Raw genomic sequence first — 17,516 nt, forward strand, 5'->3', positions numbered from 1 at the left:
GCGGGACGGGGCGGGGCGTCACCTCAGGAACAGCTCGGCGATGGGCTCGCGGATCAGCAGCACCCCGACGATCGCGGCCACCCACAGCAGGGTGTGCTCCGCCTGGCGCATCATCCACTCGGTGAAGCGCTGCAGCCGGGCGGTGAAGCCCCGGCCCAGGCTCAGGCGCAGCCCCGTCAGCAGCAGGGCCGGCAGGAACATCACCAGGCAGTAACCCGCCAGCAGGCTCATCTTCGCTGCGGCGGGCAGCTACGCGGCGGTCAGCATCCCCAGGGCAGCCAGGTACGGCAGCATCCCGGCCAGCTCGATGACGCCCGCGGTCAGCCCCAGCCCGGCGGCACCCCGGCGGGTCAGCGGCCGGTCCAACCGGGACCGCCAGCGGGTCAGGCTCTTCTCCGGGTCCGGGTCCTTGGTGAGCACGCCCCACAGCACCAGTGCGGCCCCGACGATCAGCTGGACCCACAGCCCCAGGTCCGTGGTGCGCAGCTCGGAGGCCGCGCCGATCAGGTCCAGCCCGCCCAGCCCGAGAAGGCCGATGAGGAGGTAGAAGAGGAACAGCGTCCCGGCGTACCAGGGCAGCGCCCGGTAGGGCGGGGTGGACCGGGCCAGCAGCAGCCCCGGGATCACCAGGGTGCCGACGCTCGTGGAGTCCAGCAGGGCCAGGCCGGCCAGGGGCAGCAGCAGCGTGAGCATCTTCGCCCTCCTTTCCCCGGGGCCGGAGCCCGCGGCGGTAAAAAATACGACTGTGTTGAAAAGATAGCAGAGGCCCGCGCCTCTTAGGATGCGGATATGCCCAAGATCGTGGATCACCGCGTCCGCCGCGAGGAACTGGCCCAGGCGGCCATCGACCTGATGGCCGAGCAGGGCCTCGCCGCGGCCTCCGTGCGCGCCGTCGCCCAGCGGGCCGCGTGCTCGGCCGGGGCGATGCGCCACTACTTCCCGGATCACCAGGGCCTGCTGCGCTTCGCGGGGGAGCACCTGACCGAGCAGCTGGCCCAGCGGATCGGGGCCATCGGCTTCGAGGGCGCCGAGGAGGACGCCCCCGCCCGGGTCTGCCGCCTGTGCGAGGAGCTGCTGCCCCTGGATGAGCGGCGCCGTCGGGAGCTGATCGCCTACGCCGAGCTGGCCTCACTGGATCGGGAGGACGCCTACTGGCGCGGGTACCGCCAGGAGCAGAACCGCCGCCTGCGCGCCTTCGCCGCCCGCTGCGTCGGACTGCTGGCCGCGGCGCGGGAGCGGGGCGGACGGCAGCCGGAGGTGCCGACCGGGACGGATGGCGGCCCGGCGGGGGAGCGAGGCCGGGCCGAGCGGACGCAGCGCCTGGCGCGGCGGCTGCACTGGTGCCTGGACGGGCTGGCCGCCCAGGAGATCATCTATCCCGGGGCGCTGGACCCGCGGCAGATGCGCGAGCACCTCGCGGAGGTCGTCGCGGATCTCGACGCCGAGCTGGCCGGCCGCACGTGAGCCGAGACGGATGAACGGGAGCCTTCCGGTGTTTCGGGAGCACGCGCAGTGCTCCCGAAACACCGGAAGGCTCCCGAAACGGGGCCGGCGGCGCTGGGCCCGAAGGCGGGGTCAGGCCGGCAGGGTCACGACCTGCCCGGCGTAGGTGAAGCCGCCGCCGAAGCCCAGCAGCAGGGCCCTGCCGCTGCGCGGCAGCTCACCGCGGTGCCAGTACTTGGACAGCGCCAGCGGCACGGAGCCGGCCGAGGTGTTCCCGGACTCGACGATGTCCTGCAGCACCACCTGGTCCTCGCGGGCGCCCAGGGCCTTGGCCAGCGGCTCGATCAGTCGCAGGTTGGCCTGGTGGAAGGCCAGCACGTCGATGTCGTCCATGCTCAGTTCGGCGGCCTCCAGCACCCGCTGGGCCTGCTTGGCGGCCTCGGTGAAGGCCCAGCGCATCACCTGGCGCCCGTCCTGGCTGAAGGTGGTCGGGTCCCCGTCGATGGTCACGGCGTCGGCCATCTGCGGGACGGAGCCCCAGATGGTCGGGGTGATGCCCGGGGTCTCGGCGGCGGTGAGCACGACGGCGCCCGCGCCGTCGGCCACCAGGATGCAGGTGCGCCGGTCCGTCCAGTCCGTGACCGCGGAGAGCTTATCCGCCCCGATCACCAGGGCGGTGGAGGCCGAGCCGGCCCGGATCGCCTGATCGGCCACGCCCACGGCGTACTCGAAGCCCGAGCAGGCGGTGTTCACGTCCATGATCGCCGGGGCCGTGAAGCCCAGGCGCTGGCTGATCCGCCCGGCGGTGTTGGGGCTGTGCTCGGTGGTGGTCGTGCTGGCCACCACCACCAGGTCCACGTCCGTGAGGCCGGACTCCTCCAGGGCCATGCGCCCGGCGCGCTCGGCCATGTCCAGGACGGTCTCATCCTCGGCGGCGATGTGCCGCTCGCGGATGCCCGTGCGGGTCTGGATCCACTCGTCGTCGGTCTCCACCAGCTCGGCGATATCGAAGTTGGTCATCACGCGCTCGGGCTGGTAGTGCCCGAGGCCGATGATCGTGGAACCATGGTGCGTAGTCGACATGCCGTCGATTTTATCCTCCCGGGCCGCTCGGGCGCGCATCCGCCGCCCGGAGAGGTCCGCCCGCGTCCGCCCTCGAACCTCAGGAGCCCCGTGACCGTCCTCGCCCAGATCCTCGCCCTGCTCGCCGCCGCCCTGCATGTGGTGATCTTCGTCCTGGAATCCCTGCGCTGGGAGAGCCCCCGGGCGCGCGGGGCCTTCGGCACGAGCCCCGAGGAGGCCGCGGCCACCCGCGAGCTCGCCTTCAACCAGGGCTTCTACAACCTCTTCCTGGCCGTGCTGGCAGCGCTCGGGGCGATCTGCTGGTTCGCCGGGGCGGATACCGTGGGCCTGACCCTGGGCATCGCGGGACTGGGCAGCATGCTCGGGGCGGCCCTGGTGCTGTTCTGCTCCTCACCCGGCCAGCGCGGCGCGGCCATGAAGCAGGGGACCCTGCCGCTGCTGGCCCTGCTGTGCCTCGGTGCGGGGGCGCTGCTGGCCTGAGGGCCGCCCTGTTCGCCGTTGACCTGGGACGACGCCGCTTCCAGGTCTCGTCTCTGCGCGAAACGCCGGGGCGAGCTTCCGCGGGCGGGAGGACGATGGGGGGATGAGTCAGAACCAGAGCATCAGCACCCAGATCCAGCTCGTGCACCGGCCCACCGGATGGCCCGAGGAGACCGACTTCCGCACCGTCAGCGTCGAGCTGCCGGACCTGGCCGAGGGCCAGGTGCGCGTGCGCAACGAGTTCATCTCCGTGGACCCGTACATGCGCGGGCGCATGGTAGATGAGAAGAGCTACGTGGAGCCCTTCGCCCTGGGGGAGACGATGGACGGCGGGGCCGTCGGGCGCGTGATCGCCTCGCGCAGCCCCGACCTGTCGGAGGGCACCCTGGTCAGCCACCAGCAGGGCTGGCGCGACCTGGCCCAGGGCGATGCCGCGGACTTCCGCGCCGTGCCCGAGCCGGGGGGCCTTCCGAGCTCCGCGTACCTGTCCGTGCTGGGCATGACCGGGCTGACCGCCTACACCGGTCTCACCCGCGCCGCCTCCTTCCGGGAGGGGGACACCGTGTTCGTCTCCGGGGCCGCCGGTGCAGTGGGTTCGATGGTCGGACAGATCGCCCGCCAGCTCGGCGCCGAGCGGGTCATCGGCTCCGCGGGCTCGCCCGAGAAGGTCCGGCTGCTCACCGAGAAGTACGGCTTCGACGCCGCCTTCGACTACAAGCAGGCCCCCGTGCGCGAGCAGCTGCCCGAACACGCCCCCGACGGCATCGACGTCTACTTCGACAACGTCGGCGGAGACCACCTGGAGGCCGCCCTGGACGTGCTCAACCGCGGCGGCCGGGTCGCCGCCTGCGGGGCGATCAGCCAGTACAACGAGACCGAGCGTCAGCCCGGCCCGGACAACATGGTGAACCTCATCAAGAACTCCCTGACCCTGCACGGGTTCACCGTGGGCGACTACCTGGACTGTGCCGAGGAGTTCAACCGGCGCATGAGCGGCTGGCTGGCCGAAGGGAAGATCGTCTGGGATGAGACGGTGGTGGACGGCCTGGACCACGCCGTGGAGGCCTTCCTGTCCATGATGCGCGGGGCCAACACCGGGAAGATGGTCGTGCGCATCTGACACGGGTGCGCCCGCGTCACGGAGGCTGGCCCGGGCCGCCGCCCGGGATAGGGTGGATCGAGGCCGCAACGACGAGGACGGGGAGCTGGAGCGACGTGCAGGACGGCGAGAAGAGCTGGGATGACACGCCGGCGGGCATGGACCGGGATCAGTACCGGGCCGGGGAGCTGATCGTGCGGGCCAGCAGGTTCGTGCGGGCCGCCTCCCGACACCGCGGACGCGAGCGCTCCGCCGTCGTGCTGCGGACCCTGTCCAACCTGCAGGCCAAGGGCCCCATGCGCATCGGGGATCTGGCCCACGCCGAGCACATCACCCAGCCGACCATGACCGGAGTCATCCAGCGCCTGCAGTCCCAGGGGCTGGTGGACCGGATGGATGATCCCGACGACGGCCGGGCCCGGCTCGTGCTGATCACCCCGCGGGGCCGCGCGGAGCTGCAGGAGTTCCGCCGATTGGCCTCCGACCGGGTGAGCCCGGCCATGGCGCAGCTGAGTCCCGAGGAGCGCGAGACCCTGTGGGAGGCCACCAAGATCCTGCGGCGGGTCACCCGCGAGCTGGACAGCGACGCCGACTGACCCGGGTCCCTGACCCGATCCGCCGAGGCGGGCAGCTGCGCCGCTCCGCTCAGCTCGACGGCCTGGTTCCCTCCGGGGAGAAGATCCCGGAGACCCCTCGCCGGTGGCTGCCGACCCAGTGGGTGTCCACCATCCCGATCGCCTCCATCAGCGCGTAGGCGCTGGTGGGCCCGATGAACCGGAAGCCGTTGCGCTTGAGCGTCTTCGCCAGGGCCGCCGAGACCGGAGAGCTGGTGGGCACCTGCTCCGGTGACTCCGGGTGCGGGGTGGTCTGCGGGCAGAAGGACCAGATCAGCGCGGGCAGGCCGGACGGGATCTTCAGGGGCTCGCCCGCCCACCGGGGCAGCGCGAAGCCGGTCAGCGGCACCGTCCCGGTGGCGTCCAGCCCGGTCCCGGGCCCCGGACGCTCCTCGGCCTGCCGGACCCGCTCCCGCAGCTGCAGCACGGCGCGGGCGTTGGTCACGGCGGCGGTGATCTTGGGCCGGGAGCGGATGATCGCGGCGTCCTGCATCAGGGCCTGGATCCGGTCCTCGTCGAAGGCGGCCACCGCCTCCGGGTCGAAGCCGTCGAAGGCCTGGCGGAAGGCCTCGCGCCGGGAGAGCACCGTGGCCCAGGACAGCCCGGCCTGGAAGCCCTCCAGACACAGCCGCTCGTAGAGCCCGCGCTCATCCGTGACGGGCAGGCCCCATTCGCGGTCGTAGTACGAGCGCATCATGGAGCTCGCCGAGGCCCACGGGGTGCGCGGCGGCGCCGTCTCCGTCGCCTCCGGCACGTCTGCCTGCCGTGGAGCATCCTCCCGCACGGTCTCCTCCCGCGCGCTCCCGTTCTGCCTATCGGTGGTGGGCCGCATCGTCGCCTCCTGTGCTGCCGCCGGGGTGGCGGCCTCCTGCCCCGGGACGCTATCACCGGCGCGAGTTCCGCAGGCGCCGCACACCCCCGGGAGACCGCACCCGCCCCGGCCGTCGGTGGATCCCGCGGGATCGCGGGCGGGCCGATCCACAGGATCCGGCCCCGGCCCGGGCATGCGCGAGGGGCCGGGGCACCTCGCGGTGCGCCCGGCCCCTCACCTCACCTCCTCGCCCCGCGGGCGCGGGGCGCGCGGGGTGAGGTCAGTGCTGCTCGACGTCCTCGTCCACCCAGTCCAGGGTGCGCTGCACGGCCTTCTTCCACAGCCGGTACTGGCGCTCGACCTCCTCCTCGGACATCTCCGGCTCCCAGCGCTTATCCTCCTGCCAGTTGTCCGTGACGTCCTGCTCGCCCTCCCAGAAGCCGACGGCGATCCCGGCCGCGTACGCAGCACCCAGGGCCGTGGTCTCGGTGACCTTCGGGCGGATCACCGGAACGCGCAGCAGGTCCGCCTGGAACTGCATGAGGAACTCGTTGGCGGTCATCCCGCCGTCCACGCGCAGCTCGGTCAGCTCCACGCCGGAGTCCGCGTTCATCGCGTCCAGCACCTCGCGGGTCTGGAAGGCCGTGGCCTCCAGGGCGGCGCGGGCGATGTGGGCCTTCTTGACGTAGCGGGTCATCCCCACCAGCACGCCGCGGGCGTCGGAGCGCCAGTGCGGGGCGAACAGCCCGGAGAAGGCCGGGACGAAGTAGGTCCCACCGGAATCCTCCACGGAGGTGGCCAGCTCCTCGGTCTCCGCGGCGCTGCCGATCAGCTCCAGGTTGTCCCGCAGCCACTGGATCAGGGAACCGGACACGGCGATCGAGCCCTCCAGAGCGTAGACCGGCTTCTGATCCCCGATCTTGTACGCCAGAGTGGTCAGCAGGCCGTTCTCGGAGATCACCGGCTCCTCGCCGGTGTTCATCAGCATGAAGTTGCCGGTGCCGTAGGTGTTCTTGGACATGCCCTTCTCGAAGCAGGCCTGCCCGAAGGTCGCGGCCTGCTGATCCCCGAGGATCCCGGCGATCGGCACCCCGCGCAGCAGGCCGCGGGCCTTGCGTCCGCGCCCGTAGACCTCGGCGGAGGAGCGGATCTCCGGCAGCATCGACATCGGGATCCCGAAGTCCTCGGCGATGTCCTCCTCCCACTCCAGGGTGCGGAAGTTCATGAGCATGGTCCTGGAGGCGTTGGTCACATCCGTGACGTGCACGCCGCCGTCGGTGCCGCCGGTGAGGTTCCACAGCACCCAGGTGTCGGTGGTGCCGAACAGCAGGTCCCCGTTCTCGGCCTTCTCGCGCGCGCCGTCGACGTTGTCCAGGATCCACTTGATCTTGGGTCCGGCGAAGTAGGTCGCGAAGTCCAGCCCGACGCGGTCCCGGTACTTGCCCGGCCCGTCCTGACCGGCCAGCTCCTCGCAGATCCGCTGGGTGCGGGTGTCCTGCCAGACGATCGCGTTGTACACCGGCTCCCCGGTGTTCTTATCCCACACCACGGTCGTCTCGCGCTGGTTGGTGATGCCCACGGCGGCGATGTCGTGGTGGTTGACCTCGGCCTCGGACAGGCAGTCGCCGACGGCGCGGCGGATGTTGCGCCAGATCTCCTGCGGGTCGTGCTCGACCCACCCGGCCTTCGGGAAGATCTGCTCGTGCTCCAGCTGTCCGACGGAGACGATCTCTCCCTTCCGGTCGAACAGGATCGCCCGGGAGCTGGTGGTGCCCTGGTCGATGGCCAGGACGTAGCGCTTCTCCTCGTCGTTGGTCTCGGAGTACAGGTGCTCGTTCTTCTTCTCGGTCATGGCGTCGGTGCCTTTCCAGATCGGCGGCGGCGGAGGGGGCCCTCCGGTCACCGCGGGGTGGGGGGGGTCGCGGCCGCCGTGGGGACGGTCGCGGCGGTTGCTTCAGGGGAGGGAGTCGGTCACAGACTGACGAACAGGGGCACGATCAGCGCTGCCAGCACGCCGCCGACGATCGGGCCCACCACGGGGATCCAGGAGTAGGCCCAGTCCGAGGTGCCCTTGCCCTTGATGGGCAGGATCGCGTGGGCGATGCGCGGGCCCAGATCCCGGGCCGGGTTGATCGCGTAGCCGGTGGGCCCACCCAGGGACACCCCGATCGCCACGACCACCAGGGCCACGGCCAGCGGACCGACCTCGGTGGGGGTCTTCCCGGCGACGATGACGAAGGCCACCAGCACGAAGGTCGCCACGATCTCGGTGAGCAGGTTCCAGCCGTAGGAGCGGATCTCGGGTCCGGTGGAGAACACCCCGAGCTTGTCCGCGGCCGGAGCCTCCTCATCGAAGTGCTTCTTGTGGGTCAGGTACACGATGATCGCGCCGATGATCGCCCCGACCATCTGCCCGGCGATGTAGTAGAGCATGTTGGCCGCGGTGGCCGGCACCCCGTCGGTCAGCTGCCCGTCGCGCAGGGCCAGGCCGATGGTCACCGCCGGGTTCAGGTGCCCGCCGGTCAGGTACGCGGCGTAGACGCCGGCGTACACGGCCAGGCCCCAGCCGAAGGCCACCATGAGCCAGCCGCCGCCGTGGTTCTTGGTGCGCGGCAGCACCTGCCCGGCGACGACGCCGCAGCCCAGGACGATCAGGATCAGCGTGCCGAGGAATTCGGAGGCGAACATGCCCCAGCCGGTCGGCACCCCGGCGTCGGTGACCAGCCCGCCGGCGGTCAGGAGGGGGCCCGCGGAGACCGCGGACAGGACGGAAGCGAACATGGCGCTGCTTTCCGGCACGTCATCGTGCCTTGTCTCGAAAGGATCCGGCCGCGCCCCCGCCCGCTGCGCTCGGGGACCGGGCGCAGCGGGCGGGGTTTCGGCTCGGCGTCTTCAGGTGAAGTCGGGGGGGGGGAGGAGGCTACTTCCCGGAGCCGAAGGTCCTGCGGGGTACGATCTCCGGATCCGCGGTGATGATCCCGGAGGCCCCGGCATCGTCATCCAGCTCCTCGGCGCGCTCGATGTCGCGCACGCGGGTGGCATAGGAGTCCTTCTCCTTCGCGATCCGCTGCTCGTCCCAGCCCAGCTCGGCCGCCATGATCTCGAGGATCTCGTCGGCGGCGGCCAGGCCGCGGTCGCGCTGCTCCAGATCAAGGCGCACCCGGCGCATCAGGACGTCCTCCAGATGCAGGGCGCCCTCGTGGCGCACGGCCAGCAGGGCCTCGGCCCGCAGGAACATCGGGGCGTGCTCCAGGGGCCGGCCCCAGGAGGAGTCCTCCCGGATCAGGTCCAGCACGTCGTCGATCTCGGCGCCGTAGCGGTCCAGCAGGGAGTCCACCCGGGCGGCGGTCCAGCCCTGCTCCTCGGCGATCCGCCCGGCGCGGGCCCGAGCCGCCTCGTAGCCGTGGGCCCCGACCAGCGGGGTGTGCTCCGTGATGGAGGGACGGATCTTCGCCGCCGAACCGAGGGCGAAGTCCACGGCGTCGCGGGCCATGACGCGGTAGGTGGTCAGCTTCCCGCCGGCGATCGCGGACATGCCCGGTGCGACCTCGGTGACGGTGTGCTCGCGGGAGACCTTGGTGGACTGGGTGTCATCGCCCTTGGTGCCCGGCTGCAGCAGCGGGCGCAGCCCGGCGTAGGTGGAGACGATGTCCTCACGCGTCAGCGGCTTGTCCAGGATCGCGTTGGCGTGCTCCAGGATGTAGTCGATGTCCTGGGAGGTGGCCACGGGGCGGGCGACGTCCTGGTCGTAGGGGGTGTCGGTGGTGCCGATGACCCAGTACCGCTGCCAGGGGATGATGAACAGCACCGACTTCTCGGTGCGCAGGAAGATCCCGGCCTCGGCGTTGATGCGCTCGCGGGGCACGACGATGTGCACGCCCTTGGAGGCCAGCACCTGCAGCCCGGAGTCCGGAGCGGCCAGCTTCTCGGTCTCCTCGGTCCACACGCCGGTGGCGTTGATGACGTGCTTCGCGCGCACGGTGTGCTCCCGCCCGGTCTCCAGGTCCGTGACCACCGCGCCCTCGACCCGCCCGGTGGCGGACTTGATGATGCGGGTGACCTGGGTGCGGGAGGCCGCCAGGGCGCCGTAGCCGGCGGCGGTGCGGATCAGGTCGATGACCAGGCGGGCGTCGTCCACGCGGGCATCGTAGAAGCGGATGGCTCCGGTCAGCTCGGAGGACTTGATGTCAGGGAACAGCCGCAGCGCGCCCTTCTTGGAGTAGTGCTTCTGGGTGGGTACGGTCTTCTTCCCGCGGGCACCGGCGATGGCCATCGCGTCGTACATGCCGATGCCGATCGCCGAGTAGGAGCGCTCGATGACCGGCATCTTCAGGGGCCACAGGAAGGGCTGGGCCTTGACCAGGTGCGGGGCCAGCGACGTCAGCAGCAGTCCGCGCTCCTTCAGCGCCTCGGCGACGAGCTTGAAGTCCAGGTTCAGCAGATAGCGCAGCCCGCCGTGCACGAGCTTGGAGGACCAGGCGGAGGTGCCGGAGGCCCAGTCCCCGGCGTCCACGACGGCGGTGCGCAGCCCGCGGGTCGCGGCGTCCAGGGCGATGCCGGCGCCGGTCACGCCGCCGCCGATCACGAGGACGTCCACGCCCTCCTCGTCGGACATCGCCGCCAGCGCCTCGGCGCGGGTCTCGGCGGTCAGGTGGGTTGCGGGGGTATTCACGGGTGCTCCTTGCGTCGCGGACGTGGTTCGTATCACTGCCCACCAGTTCTACCGCGTCATGAAAGGATGGTCAGCACCAGTGGAAGAATGTGCAGGTGCGGAGGGTGCTCGGTGAAAGAACGTGATGATCTGGCGTGGGAGGTGGCCTCGAGCTACTACCGCCAGGAGCGGACCATGGACTCCATCGCCCACGACCTGGGCATCTCCCGGGCCACGGTCTCCCGCCTGCTCAAGCACGCCCGGGCCACGGGCCTGGTGCGCATCGAGATCGCCCCGCGCTCGACGGGCCGCACGGCGCTGGCCGATCAGATCCAGCGTGGCTTCGGGGTCACCGCCGACGTCGTGCCGGTCGCGGCGGGGGTCTCCGAGCTGGTGCGCCTGGAGCAGGTCTGCCGGGTCGCCGCCGAGCACCTGGACGGGCTGCTGGAGCCCGGCACCGTGCTGGGCCTGGCCTGGGGCTCGACCATCACCGAGTTCGCCCGGCACCTGTCCCACCGGCACATGCCCGACTCCGTCGTCGTCCAGCTCAACGGGGCCGGCAACGCCAGCCGCACGGGCATCCCCTACACCGGGGCCATCCTGGATGCGGTGGCCGAGGCCTACGGCTCCCGCGTCGTGCACTTCCCGGTCCCGGCGTTCTTCGACTACCCCGAGACCAAGCAGGCCATGTGGCGCGAACGCAGCATCCGCGGCGTCTTGGAGGTCCAGCGCGGCGCCCGCGTGGCCGTGTTCGGCGTGGGAGCGCTGCACGGGGCCGTGCCCTCCCACGTGTACAGCTCCGGGTACCTCGAGGAGCGCGACTACGCCGCGATCGCCCGGGACCGGGTGGTCGGCGACGTGTGCACGGTGCTGCTGCGCGAGAACGGCACCTGGGCCGACGTCGAGCTGAACCGCCGGGCCACCGGTCCGACCCCGGAGCAGCTGGCCCGGATCCCACGGCGGCTGTGCGTGGCCTCCGGGGCGCACCGGGTCCCCGCCCTGCTGGGGGCGCTGCGGGCCGGGGCCATCACGGACCTGGTGATCGACGAGGCCACGGCCCGCCTCCTGCTGGAGCGGGCCGCCCCCGCCCGCGGCTGACGCCCGATCCTCCGGGCGCCCGGCTCAGCGCCGCTGCCAGGGGTGCGCGTGCGCGGGGGCCGGGCGCAGCAGCCGGTCCAGGCGCGCGCGCCGGTCGGCGTCCAGGTGGCGCCAGGCGATCCGCTGCAGCAGCAGGGTCGTGACGCCGGCCACCAGCAGGCCCAGCACGTTCAGACCCAGCTGGGAGGCCGAGCCGGCGATCTCCGCCGCCGAGCCGATGGCCACCCCGAGGGCGAGGTTGCCCGCGGCGGGCACCGTGGTCACCGAGATGAAGACCCCCACCATCGCGCTGGTCTTGTCCGTGGTCTGGGCCCACACCCCGGCGGCGCCGGCCAGCAGAGCCACGACGAAGGACCAGATGTCCGGGCGCCAGATGAAACCCGTCTGGGGTCGGGCGCGGGTGACCTCCTCGGGGGTGAAGGCCCCCGCGTGCAGGGCGGCGAAGGCCGCCACCGCCACCACCGCCGTGACCAGGGCGAAGCTCCAGACCAGCAGCCACAGGGCCCGCCCGGCCAGCCGCCACCGGCCCAGCACCGCCCCGGTGCACGCCGCGGCCACGACGGAGAAGTCCGGGCCCACGACCATCGCCCCGACCACGAGCACCGCGGAGTCGGTGAGCACGGCGATCCCCGCCAGGGCGACCGCGATGAGCAGGAACACCAGGTAGCTGGGGGTGGCCCGGCTGGCGGCCTGCGCCTCGTCCTCGACCAGGGACCAGATCACGGCATCATCCGGATCCCCGCGGGCGGCCCGCTCGGCGTCCTCGGCGGCGGTCGACGGGGTGCCCAGCGGCTGGCTGATCGCGACGCCGCCGCGCTCGCGCACCCCGGCCCGGTCCAGCTGCTCGAGGATGTCGCTGGCCGCCTCGCGGGCGACGTCGGCCTCCAGCAGATCCCCCGAGGGGCGCACCGCCCCGGGCAGGTGCACGACGTCGATCAGGCGCGGATCGTCCAGCCAGCGGCGGAGGATGTCCCGGGCGAGGTCGGCGGGGGCGGTGACGCGGAAGTGCACGAGCATGGCTGCGATTATCCCCGATGCCCGGTCATCGCCGGCCGTCGTCCTCCGGCCGATGACCGGAGCCCGAGGCCGGAACCGCACAGTGCGGAGGGTCTCAGCCGTGAGCCAGCATCTCCAGGCCGATCACGGCCAGGCCCAGCACCGACTCGGCCCCGAGCAGGAGCAGACGCTGCCAGCGCGGCAGCCGCGTGGTGCGCACCGCCAGGCGGGCGACCACGGCCAGTCCCGCGATGAGGGCGATCATGCTGCCGGTCAGGGCCGCAGCGACGTCCCACACGCCCAGCCAGCCCAGTCCCAGGAAGATGATGGGCAGCGAGACCGCATCGATCGCCCCGAAGGAGACCGCGGCCTGGCGCCTGAGCGCGGCAGCATCCGGCAGCCGCCCGGTCACGGCGGTGGTCGAGATGACGCCCGCGGTGAAGACGGCCAGCAGGGTGCCCAGCAGGGTGATGACGAAGGTCAGCAGCGCCTCGGAGGCCTCCGGGAGATGACCGTGCGAGCGCATGGTCGGCCCCGCAGGGCCTCACCCGGGCAGGGGCAGGGCCTGCGCGGCGTCGTGCAGGCAGGAGCGCACCGCCTCGATGGCCGGGCGCGGGGCCATGTCCCGGCGCGCGGAGGTGAACACCTCCCGGTGGGGGTCCCCGGGCAGCGGCACCCACCGGATGCCCGCCGGGGTGTTCACGCAGGCCAGCCACGGCAGCAGGGACACCGCGTGCCCGGCGGCCACCAGATCCGCGTGGGCCCGCACGTCGTCGAACTCGAAGCGCACCTCCGGCTCGAAGCCCGCCGAGCGGCACACGTGCAGGGCCCAGTCGCGGCTGGCGTTGCCCGCCGGCTCCATGGCCCACGGCAGGTGGGCCGCCTGGGCCGGGGAGGCGATGTCGGCGTCGCCCGGCACCGCCAGACGCACGGGGTCGCGCAGCAGCCGCCGGGAGTCGACCTCCGGGAACTGGGCCACCGCGTGGTGCGGGTACTGCTCGGCCACCACCAGGTCCACCTCTCGCAGCTGGGTCTGGGCCAGGGCCGCCTCGGGCTCGCGCTGGACCACCTGGACCCGCACCAGCGGATGCCGCCGGGCCAGCAGGTCCAGGGCGCGGGGCAGCAGGGCGGAGGCGGCGGTCTGGAAGATGGCCAGGCGCACCCGCCCGGCGGGCTCGTCCTGGGTGCTCTGCAGCGCGGTGACGGCCAGGTCCATCTCGTGCAGGATCCGCTCCGTGTGCTCGATCAGGGTCCTGGCCTGCGGGGTCAGCACGAGGGCGCGGCCCTGCCGCTGCACGAGGGGGACCCCGCACTCCCGGGCCAGGGCGGACAGCTGCTGGGAGACCGCCGAAGGGGTGTAGCCCAGGGCCCGGGCGGTCTCGGTCACCGTCTCGCGTCGGGACAGCTCCTGCAGCACCCGCAGCCTCTTGACGTCCAGCATCGGAACCTTTCAGAAGATCTTCAGATGAACTGTCAGAAAGTGTCATTTCTGCTTCATCGTGTTCTCGACCATACTGGATCCCAGCACCCGGCGGACCGCGCGCTGGGCACCGTGCCCCGCCGGATCGCCCCGGCGAGATCTCGAGGAGGAGTCCCCATGACCACCCACCCCTTCGACGCCCCCGAGCTCCAGCGCCTGGCCGAGCAGGCCGGTGAGCTGGTCTCCCGCTGGGTCGAGGCCTCCGCCGAGATCCCTGAGGACAAGGCCGCCGAGCAGCTGGCCGGGGTCCTGAAGGACCCGCACGGCCTGGAGTTCACCGTCGGCTTCGTCGACGGCGTGATCCGCCCGGAGGACGACGCCGCGGCCGGGCACAACCTCGGGCGCCTGGCCCCGATCGTCCCGAAGTTCCTGCCCTGGCACCTGCGCGCCGCCGTGCGCGCCGGCGGGCTGGTGGCGCCCAAGGCCTCCTGGCCGACCATCCCGCTGGCCCGGCGGGCCCTGCGCGAGATGGTCGGGCACCTGATCGTGGACGCCCGGGACGAGAAGCTCGGCCCCGCCATCGAGCACCTGACCGCCGGAGGCAACAAGCTCAACATCAACCTGCTCGGAGAGGCCGTGCTGGGCGATGCCGAGGCCGAGCGGCGCCTGCGCGAGACCGAGCGGCTGCTGCGCCGCGACGACGTCGACTACGTCTCCGTCAAGGTCTCCGCCGTCTCCGGCCCGCACGCCCCGTGGTCCTTCGACGAGGTCGTGGACACCGCGGTGCGCCGCCTGACCCCGCTGTACGAGTACGCCGCCTCCGCCCCGACCCCCAAGTTCATCAACCTGGACATGGAGGAGTACAAGGACCTGGACCTGACCATCGCGGTGTTCACCCGCATCCTGGATCAGCCGCAGCTGCGGGGCCTGGAGGCCGGCATCGTGCTGCAGGCCTACCTGCCGGACACCCTGGCGGCGATGCAGCGGCTGCAGGAGTGGGCCACCCGGCGCGTGGAGACCGGCGGCTCCCGGATCAAGGTGCGCCTGGTCAAGGGCGCCAACCTGTCCATGGAGCTGGTCGAGGCCGCCGTGCACCAGTGGCCCCTGACCACCTGGGACTCCAAGGAGGCCACGGATGCCAACTACAAGCGGGTCCTGGACTGGGCGCTGCGCCCCGAGCGCACCCGCAGCATCCGCCTGGGCATCGCCGGGCACAACCTGTTCGACATCGCCTTCGCCCACCTGCTCAGTCAGCAGCGCGGGGTGCAGGAGGACGTCGAGTTCGAGATGCTCATCGGCATGGCCGCCCAGCAGGCCGAGGTGGTCCGCCGCGACGTCGGCGCGCTGCTGCTGTACACCCCCGTGGTGCGGCCCGAGGAGTTCGACGTCGCCATCTCCTATCTGGTGCGTCGGCTGGAGGAGAACGCCTCGAGCGAGAACTTCATGTCCGCGGTCTTCGACCTGGCCGACAGCCGGTTCCTGTTCGACCGGGAGAAGGTCCGCTTCCAGCGGGCCCTGGCCGCGGTCACCGACGAGGTCCCCGCCCCCAACCGCACCCAGGATCGCGCCGCGGAGACCGAGCAGAGCGTGTTCCGCCCCGAGGACGGCTTCGCCAACTGCCCGGACACCGACACCTCTCTGGCCGCCAACCGGGAGTGGGGCCGGCGGATCCTGGAGCGGGTGCCGGGATCGAGCCTCGGGCAGGAGCTGATCGAGGAATCCTTCCTGACGGACGAGGAGCAGGTCCGGGAGGCCCTGGCCACCGCCCAGAGGGCGGGTCGGGCCTGGGGCGAGCGCCCGGCGGCCGAGCGGGCCGCGATCCTGCGCCGGGTCGGCGTCGTGCTGGGGCTGAAGCGGGCCGAGCTGCTGGAGGTCATGGCCAGCGAGGCCGGGAAGCTGCTGGATCAGGGCGACCCGGAGGTCTCCGAGGCCATCGACTTCGCCAACTACTACGCCCAGCTGGCCGAGGAGCTGGAGCGGGTCGACGGCGCGCAGTTCCACCCCGTGGACGTCACGCTGGTGACCCCGCCGTGGAACTTCCCCGTCGCGATCCCCACCGGATCCGCGCTGGCCGCCCTGGCCGCCGGCTCCGCGGTGATCTTCAAGCCGGCCGCCGAGGCCCAGCGCTGCGGCGCCGTGATCGCCGAGGCCCTGTGGGAGGCCGGGGTCCCGCGGGAGGCGCTGCAGCTGGTCCAGGTGGACGAGAAGGCCCACGGGCGCCAGCTGGTCAGCGCCCCGGAGATCGACCGGGTGATCCTCACCGGCGCCTACGAGACCGCGGAGCTGTTCCGCTCCTTCCGCCCGGACCTGCAGCTGTTCGGGGAGACCTCCGGGAAGAACTCCATCATCGTCACCCCGCACGCGGACCTGGACCTGGCGGTCAAGGACGTCGTGCAGTCGGCCTTCGGCCACGCCGGGCAGAAGTGCTCCGCGGCTTCCACCGTGATCCTCGTCGGCACGGCAGCGACCTCCCGGCGCTTCCGCAACCAGCTCGTGGACGCCGTGCGCTCCCTGCACGTGGCCCACCCCGAGGACATCACCGCGCAGATGGGTCCCGTCATCGCCGCCCCCGAAGGCAAGCTGCTGCGCGGACTGACGCAGCTGGGGGAGGGGGAGCACTGGGTCATCGAGCCGCGGCAGCTGGATGAGACCGGGAAGCTGTGGTCCCCCGGGGTGCGCGCCGGGGTGCGCCCGGGCAGCGAGTACCACCTCACCGAGTACTTCGGGCCGATCCTCGGGGTCATGACGGCCGAGACCCTGGAGGAGGCCATCGAGCTGCAGAACGCCCCCGAATATGGGCTGACCGCGGGGCTGCACTCACTGAACTCGGAGGAGCTGGCCCTGTGGCTGGACCGGGTCCAGGCCGGCAACGTCTACGTCAACCGCGGCATCACCGGGGCGATCGTGCGGCGCCAGTCCTTCGGCGGCTGGAAGAAGTCCTCCGTGGGCACCGGCACCAAGGCCGGCGGGCCCAGCTACCTGATGGCCCTGGGGGAGTGGACCTCGCGTCCGTCCACCGCGATCGCCACCCCCAGCGCGGAGCCGGTCAAGGAGCTGCTGCGCCGCGTGCGCGAACCCCACGCCCTGAGTGCCGTCCAGCGGGAGTTCCTGACCCGCGCGACCAGCTCGGATGCGGCCGCCTGGGCGGCGGAGTTCGGCCTGGGCCACGACCCGTCCCAGCTGGGCGTGGAGCGCAACATCCTGCGCTACGTCCCCCAGCCGGTGCACGTGCGCGCGGATGCGGACGCGGACCTCGCGCACACCCTGCGGGTCCTGGCCGCGGGCCTGGCCGCGGGCGCGCCGATCACCTTCTCCACGGCCCGGCCCGTCCCCGTCTCGGTGGCCGGGGCCCTGGAGCAGGCCGGGGTGCGCATCGTCGAGGAGTCCGACGACGCCTGGCGCGACGCCCTGCGCGGCATCCGCCGGCGAGGCCCCCGGGAGCTGGCCGGAACCCGCTTCGAGGGCATGCGCATCCGGCTGATCGGCGCGGATCACGCCTCCGTGTACGAGGCCCTGGAGGGGCGCCCGGATCTGGGGATCTACCACGGCCCGGTCACCGAGGCCGGGTGGGTCGAGATGCTGCCGTTCCTGCGGGAGCAGGCCGTGTCCATCACCGCCCACCGCTTCGGCAACCCGGACCGGTTCTCCGAGGGCGTCATCTAGGCCCGGTCGGGTACGCGCCCTCCGGGCTGTGACCGGCGCGGCAGGGTAATGTGTCCTGTGCAATTCGAGCGCGTCCGCCCGCAGCGAGTTCCCTCGGGATCCTGCGGGCGGGCGCGCAGCGATCCCCCACACCCACGCATGAGAAGAGGCCATCGCCG

14 protein-coding genes and 1 pseudogene are annotated in these 17,516 nt (G+C 72.3%); 6 read left to right on the plus strand and 9 right to left on the minus strand.

What is annotated here, in order from left to right:
• Positions 1 to 18 precede the first annotated feature (18 nt).
• A pseudogene (locus AC0VXQ_RS03880) lies at positions 19 to 693 on the minus strand (GAP family protein).
• A 96-nt stretch (positions 694 to 789) separates the two neighbouring features.
• Between AC0VXQ_RS03880 and AC0VXQ_RS03885 the strand changes: the two are divergent.
• Positions 790 to 1,464 carry a TetR/AcrR family transcriptional regulator gene (locus AC0VXQ_RS03885; protein WP_129358138.1) on the plus strand — a complete coding sequence of 225 codons (675 nt, stop codon included), beginning with the start codon at positions 790 to 792 and terminating at the stop codon, positions 1,462 to 1,464.
• A 111-nt stretch (positions 1,465 to 1,575) separates the two neighbouring features.
• On the opposite strand, the gene AC0VXQ_RS03890 is transcribed toward AC0VXQ_RS03885, so the two are convergent.
• Positions 1,576 to 2,526: a beta-ketoacyl-ACP synthase III gene (locus AC0VXQ_RS03890; protein WP_058731733.1), complete on the minus strand. Its 951-nt coding sequence runs from the start codon at positions 2,524 to 2,526 to the stop codon at positions 1,576 to 1,578.
• 90 nt (positions 2,527 to 2,616) lie between these two features.
• On the opposite strand from AC0VXQ_RS03890, the gene AC0VXQ_RS03895 reads away from it, so the two are divergent.
• The 3 genes from AC0VXQ_RS03895 (at position 2,617) to AC0VXQ_RS03905 (ending at position 4,701) form a co-directional block, all read left to right on the plus strand.
• Positions 2,617 to 3,006: a DUF1304 domain-containing protein gene (locus tag AC0VXQ_RS03895; RefSeq protein ID WP_197939441.1), complete on the plus strand. Its 390-nt coding sequence runs from the start codon at positions 2,617 to 2,619 to the stop codon at positions 3,004 to 3,006.
• 103 nt (positions 3,007 to 3,109) lie between these two features.
• Positions 3,110 to 4,126: an NADP-dependent oxidoreductase gene (locus AC0VXQ_RS03900; protein WP_058731731.1), complete on the plus strand. Its 1,017-nt coding sequence runs from the start codon at positions 3,110 to 3,112 to the stop codon at positions 4,124 to 4,126.
• Positions 4,127 to 4,221: 95 nt separating this feature from the next.
• A complete protein-coding gene (locus AC0VXQ_RS03905) occupies positions 4,222 to 4,701 on the plus strand; it encodes a MarR family winged helix-turn-helix transcriptional regulator (protein ID WP_058731730.1) in 480 nt (159 codons plus the stop codon).
• A 49-nt stretch (positions 4,702 to 4,750) separates the two neighbouring features.
• Here AC0VXQ_RS03905 and AC0VXQ_RS03910 read toward each other — a convergent pair whose 3' ends face one another.
• The 4 genes from AC0VXQ_RS03910 to AC0VXQ_RS03925 form a co-directional block, all read right to left on the minus strand.
• The gene (locus AC0VXQ_RS03910; protein ID WP_100464706.1) at positions 4,751 to 5,551 is read right to left on the minus strand and encodes a DNA-3-methyladenine glycosylase I; all 801 of its coding nucleotides are present in this window, start codon (positions 5,549 to 5,551) and stop codon (positions 4,751 to 4,753) included.
• Positions 5,552 to 5,810: 259 nt separating this feature from the next.
• Positions 5,811 to 7,382 carry a glycerol kinase GlpK gene (glpK, locus tag AC0VXQ_RS03915; RefSeq protein ID WP_058753909.1) on the minus strand — a complete coding sequence of 524 codons (1,572 nt, stop codon included), beginning with the start codon at positions 7,380 to 7,382 and terminating at the stop codon, positions 5,811 to 5,813.
• A gap of 119 nt (positions 7,383 to 7,501) precedes the next feature.
• Positions 7,502 to 8,311: an MIP/aquaporin family protein gene (locus AC0VXQ_RS03920; protein WP_207543981.1), complete on the minus strand. Its 810-nt coding sequence runs from the start codon at positions 8,309 to 8,311 to the stop codon at positions 7,502 to 7,504.
• Between the two features lie 139 nt (positions 8,312 to 8,450).
• Complete coding sequence (locus AC0VXQ_RS03925; RefSeq protein ID WP_081046367.1) at positions 8,451 to 10,145, minus strand: glycerol-3-phosphate dehydrogenase/oxidase; 1,695 nt, start codon at positions 10,143 to 10,145, stop codon at positions 8,451 to 8,453.
• A gap of 168 nt (positions 10,146 to 10,313) precedes the next feature.
• Between AC0VXQ_RS03925 and AC0VXQ_RS03930 the strand changes: the two genes are divergently transcribed.
• The gene (locus AC0VXQ_RS03930; RefSeq protein ID WP_055684674.1) at positions 10,314 to 11,279 is read left to right on the plus strand and encodes a sugar-binding transcriptional regulator; all 966 of its coding nucleotides are present in this window, start codon (positions 10,314 to 10,316) and stop codon (positions 11,277 to 11,279) included.
• Between the two features lie 24 nt (positions 11,280 to 11,303).
• Here AC0VXQ_RS03930 and AC0VXQ_RS03935 read toward each other — a convergent pair whose 3' ends face one another.
• The 3 genes from AC0VXQ_RS03935 to AC0VXQ_RS03945 form a co-directional block, all read right to left on the minus strand.
• Positions 11,304 to 12,296 carry a DUF389 domain-containing protein gene (locus AC0VXQ_RS03935; protein ID WP_055684673.1) on the minus strand — a complete coding sequence of 331 codons (993 nt, stop codon included), beginning with the start codon at positions 12,294 to 12,296 and terminating at the stop codon, positions 11,304 to 11,306.
• A gap of 94 nt (positions 12,297 to 12,390) precedes the next feature.
• Positions 12,391 to 12,801: a hypothetical protein gene (locus AC0VXQ_RS03940; protein ID WP_100464705.1), complete on the minus strand. Its 411-nt coding sequence runs from the start codon at positions 12,799 to 12,801 to the stop codon at positions 12,391 to 12,393.
• An 18-nt stretch (positions 12,802 to 12,819) separates the two neighbouring features.
• Positions 12,820 to 13,716: a LysR substrate-binding domain-containing protein gene (locus AC0VXQ_RS03945; protein WP_475529196.1), complete on the minus strand. Its 897-nt coding sequence runs from the start codon at positions 13,714 to 13,716 to the stop codon at positions 12,820 to 12,822.
• A 156-nt stretch (positions 13,717 to 13,872) separates the two neighbouring features.
• Here AC0VXQ_RS03945 and AC0VXQ_RS03950 point away from each other — a divergent pair, with 156 nt between their 5' ends.
• Positions 13,873 to 17,358 (plus strand): bifunctional proline dehydrogenase/L-glutamate gamma-semialdehyde dehydrogenase, encoded by a 3,486-nt coding sequence (locus AC0VXQ_RS03950; protein WP_358293998.1) that lies wholly within the window; start codon positions 13,873 to 13,875, stop codon positions 17,356 to 17,358.
• Positions 17,359 to 17,516: the final 158 nt, after the last annotated feature.

It is taken from the genome of Rothia sp. QJM3NY_36 (assembly GCF_056173115.1).

Coding starts and splice junctions, on each gene's coding strand:
- AC0VXQ_RS03885 (WP_129358138.1), top strand. CDS start 790: ATGCCCAAGATCGTGGATCACCGCGTCCGCCGCGAGGAACTGGCCCAG.
- AC0VXQ_RS03890 (WP_058731733.1), bottom strand. CDS start 2,526: ATGTCGACTACGCACCATGGTTCCACGATCATCGGCCTCGGGCACTAC.
- AC0VXQ_RS03900 (WP_058731731.1), top strand. CDS start 3,110: ATGAGTCAGAACCAGAGCATCAGCACCCAGATCCAGCTCGTGCACCGG.
- AC0VXQ_RS03910 (WP_100464706.1), bottom strand. CDS start 5,551: ATGCGGCCCACCACCGATAGGCAGAACGGGAGCGCGCGGGAGGAGACC.
- glpK (WP_058753909.1), bottom strand. CDS start 7,382: ATGACCGAGAAGAAGAACGAGCACCTGTACTCCGAGACCAACGACGAG.
- AC0VXQ_RS03920 (WP_207543981.1), bottom strand. CDS start 8,311: ATGTTCGCTTCCGTCCTGTCCGCGGTCTCCGCGGGCCCCCTCCTGACC.
- AC0VXQ_RS03925 (WP_081046367.1), bottom strand. CDS start 10,145: ATGTCCGACGAGGAGGGCGTGGACGTCCTCGTGATCGGCGGCGGCGTG.
- AC0VXQ_RS03935 (WP_055684673.1), bottom strand. CDS start 12,296: ATGCTCGTGCACTTCCGCGTCACCGCCCCCGCCGACCTCGCCCGGGAC.
- AC0VXQ_RS03940 (WP_100464705.1), bottom strand. CDS start 12,801: ATGCGCTCGCACGGTCATCTCCCGGAGGCCTCCGAGGCGCTGCTGACC.
- AC0VXQ_RS03945 (WP_475529196.1), bottom strand. CDS start 13,716: ATGCTGGACGTCAAGAGGCTGCGGGTGCTGCAGGAGCTGTCCCGACGC.
- AC0VXQ_RS03950 (WP_358293998.1), top strand. CDS start 13,873: ATGACCACCCACCCCTTCGACGCCCCCGAGCTCCAGCGCCTGGCCGAG.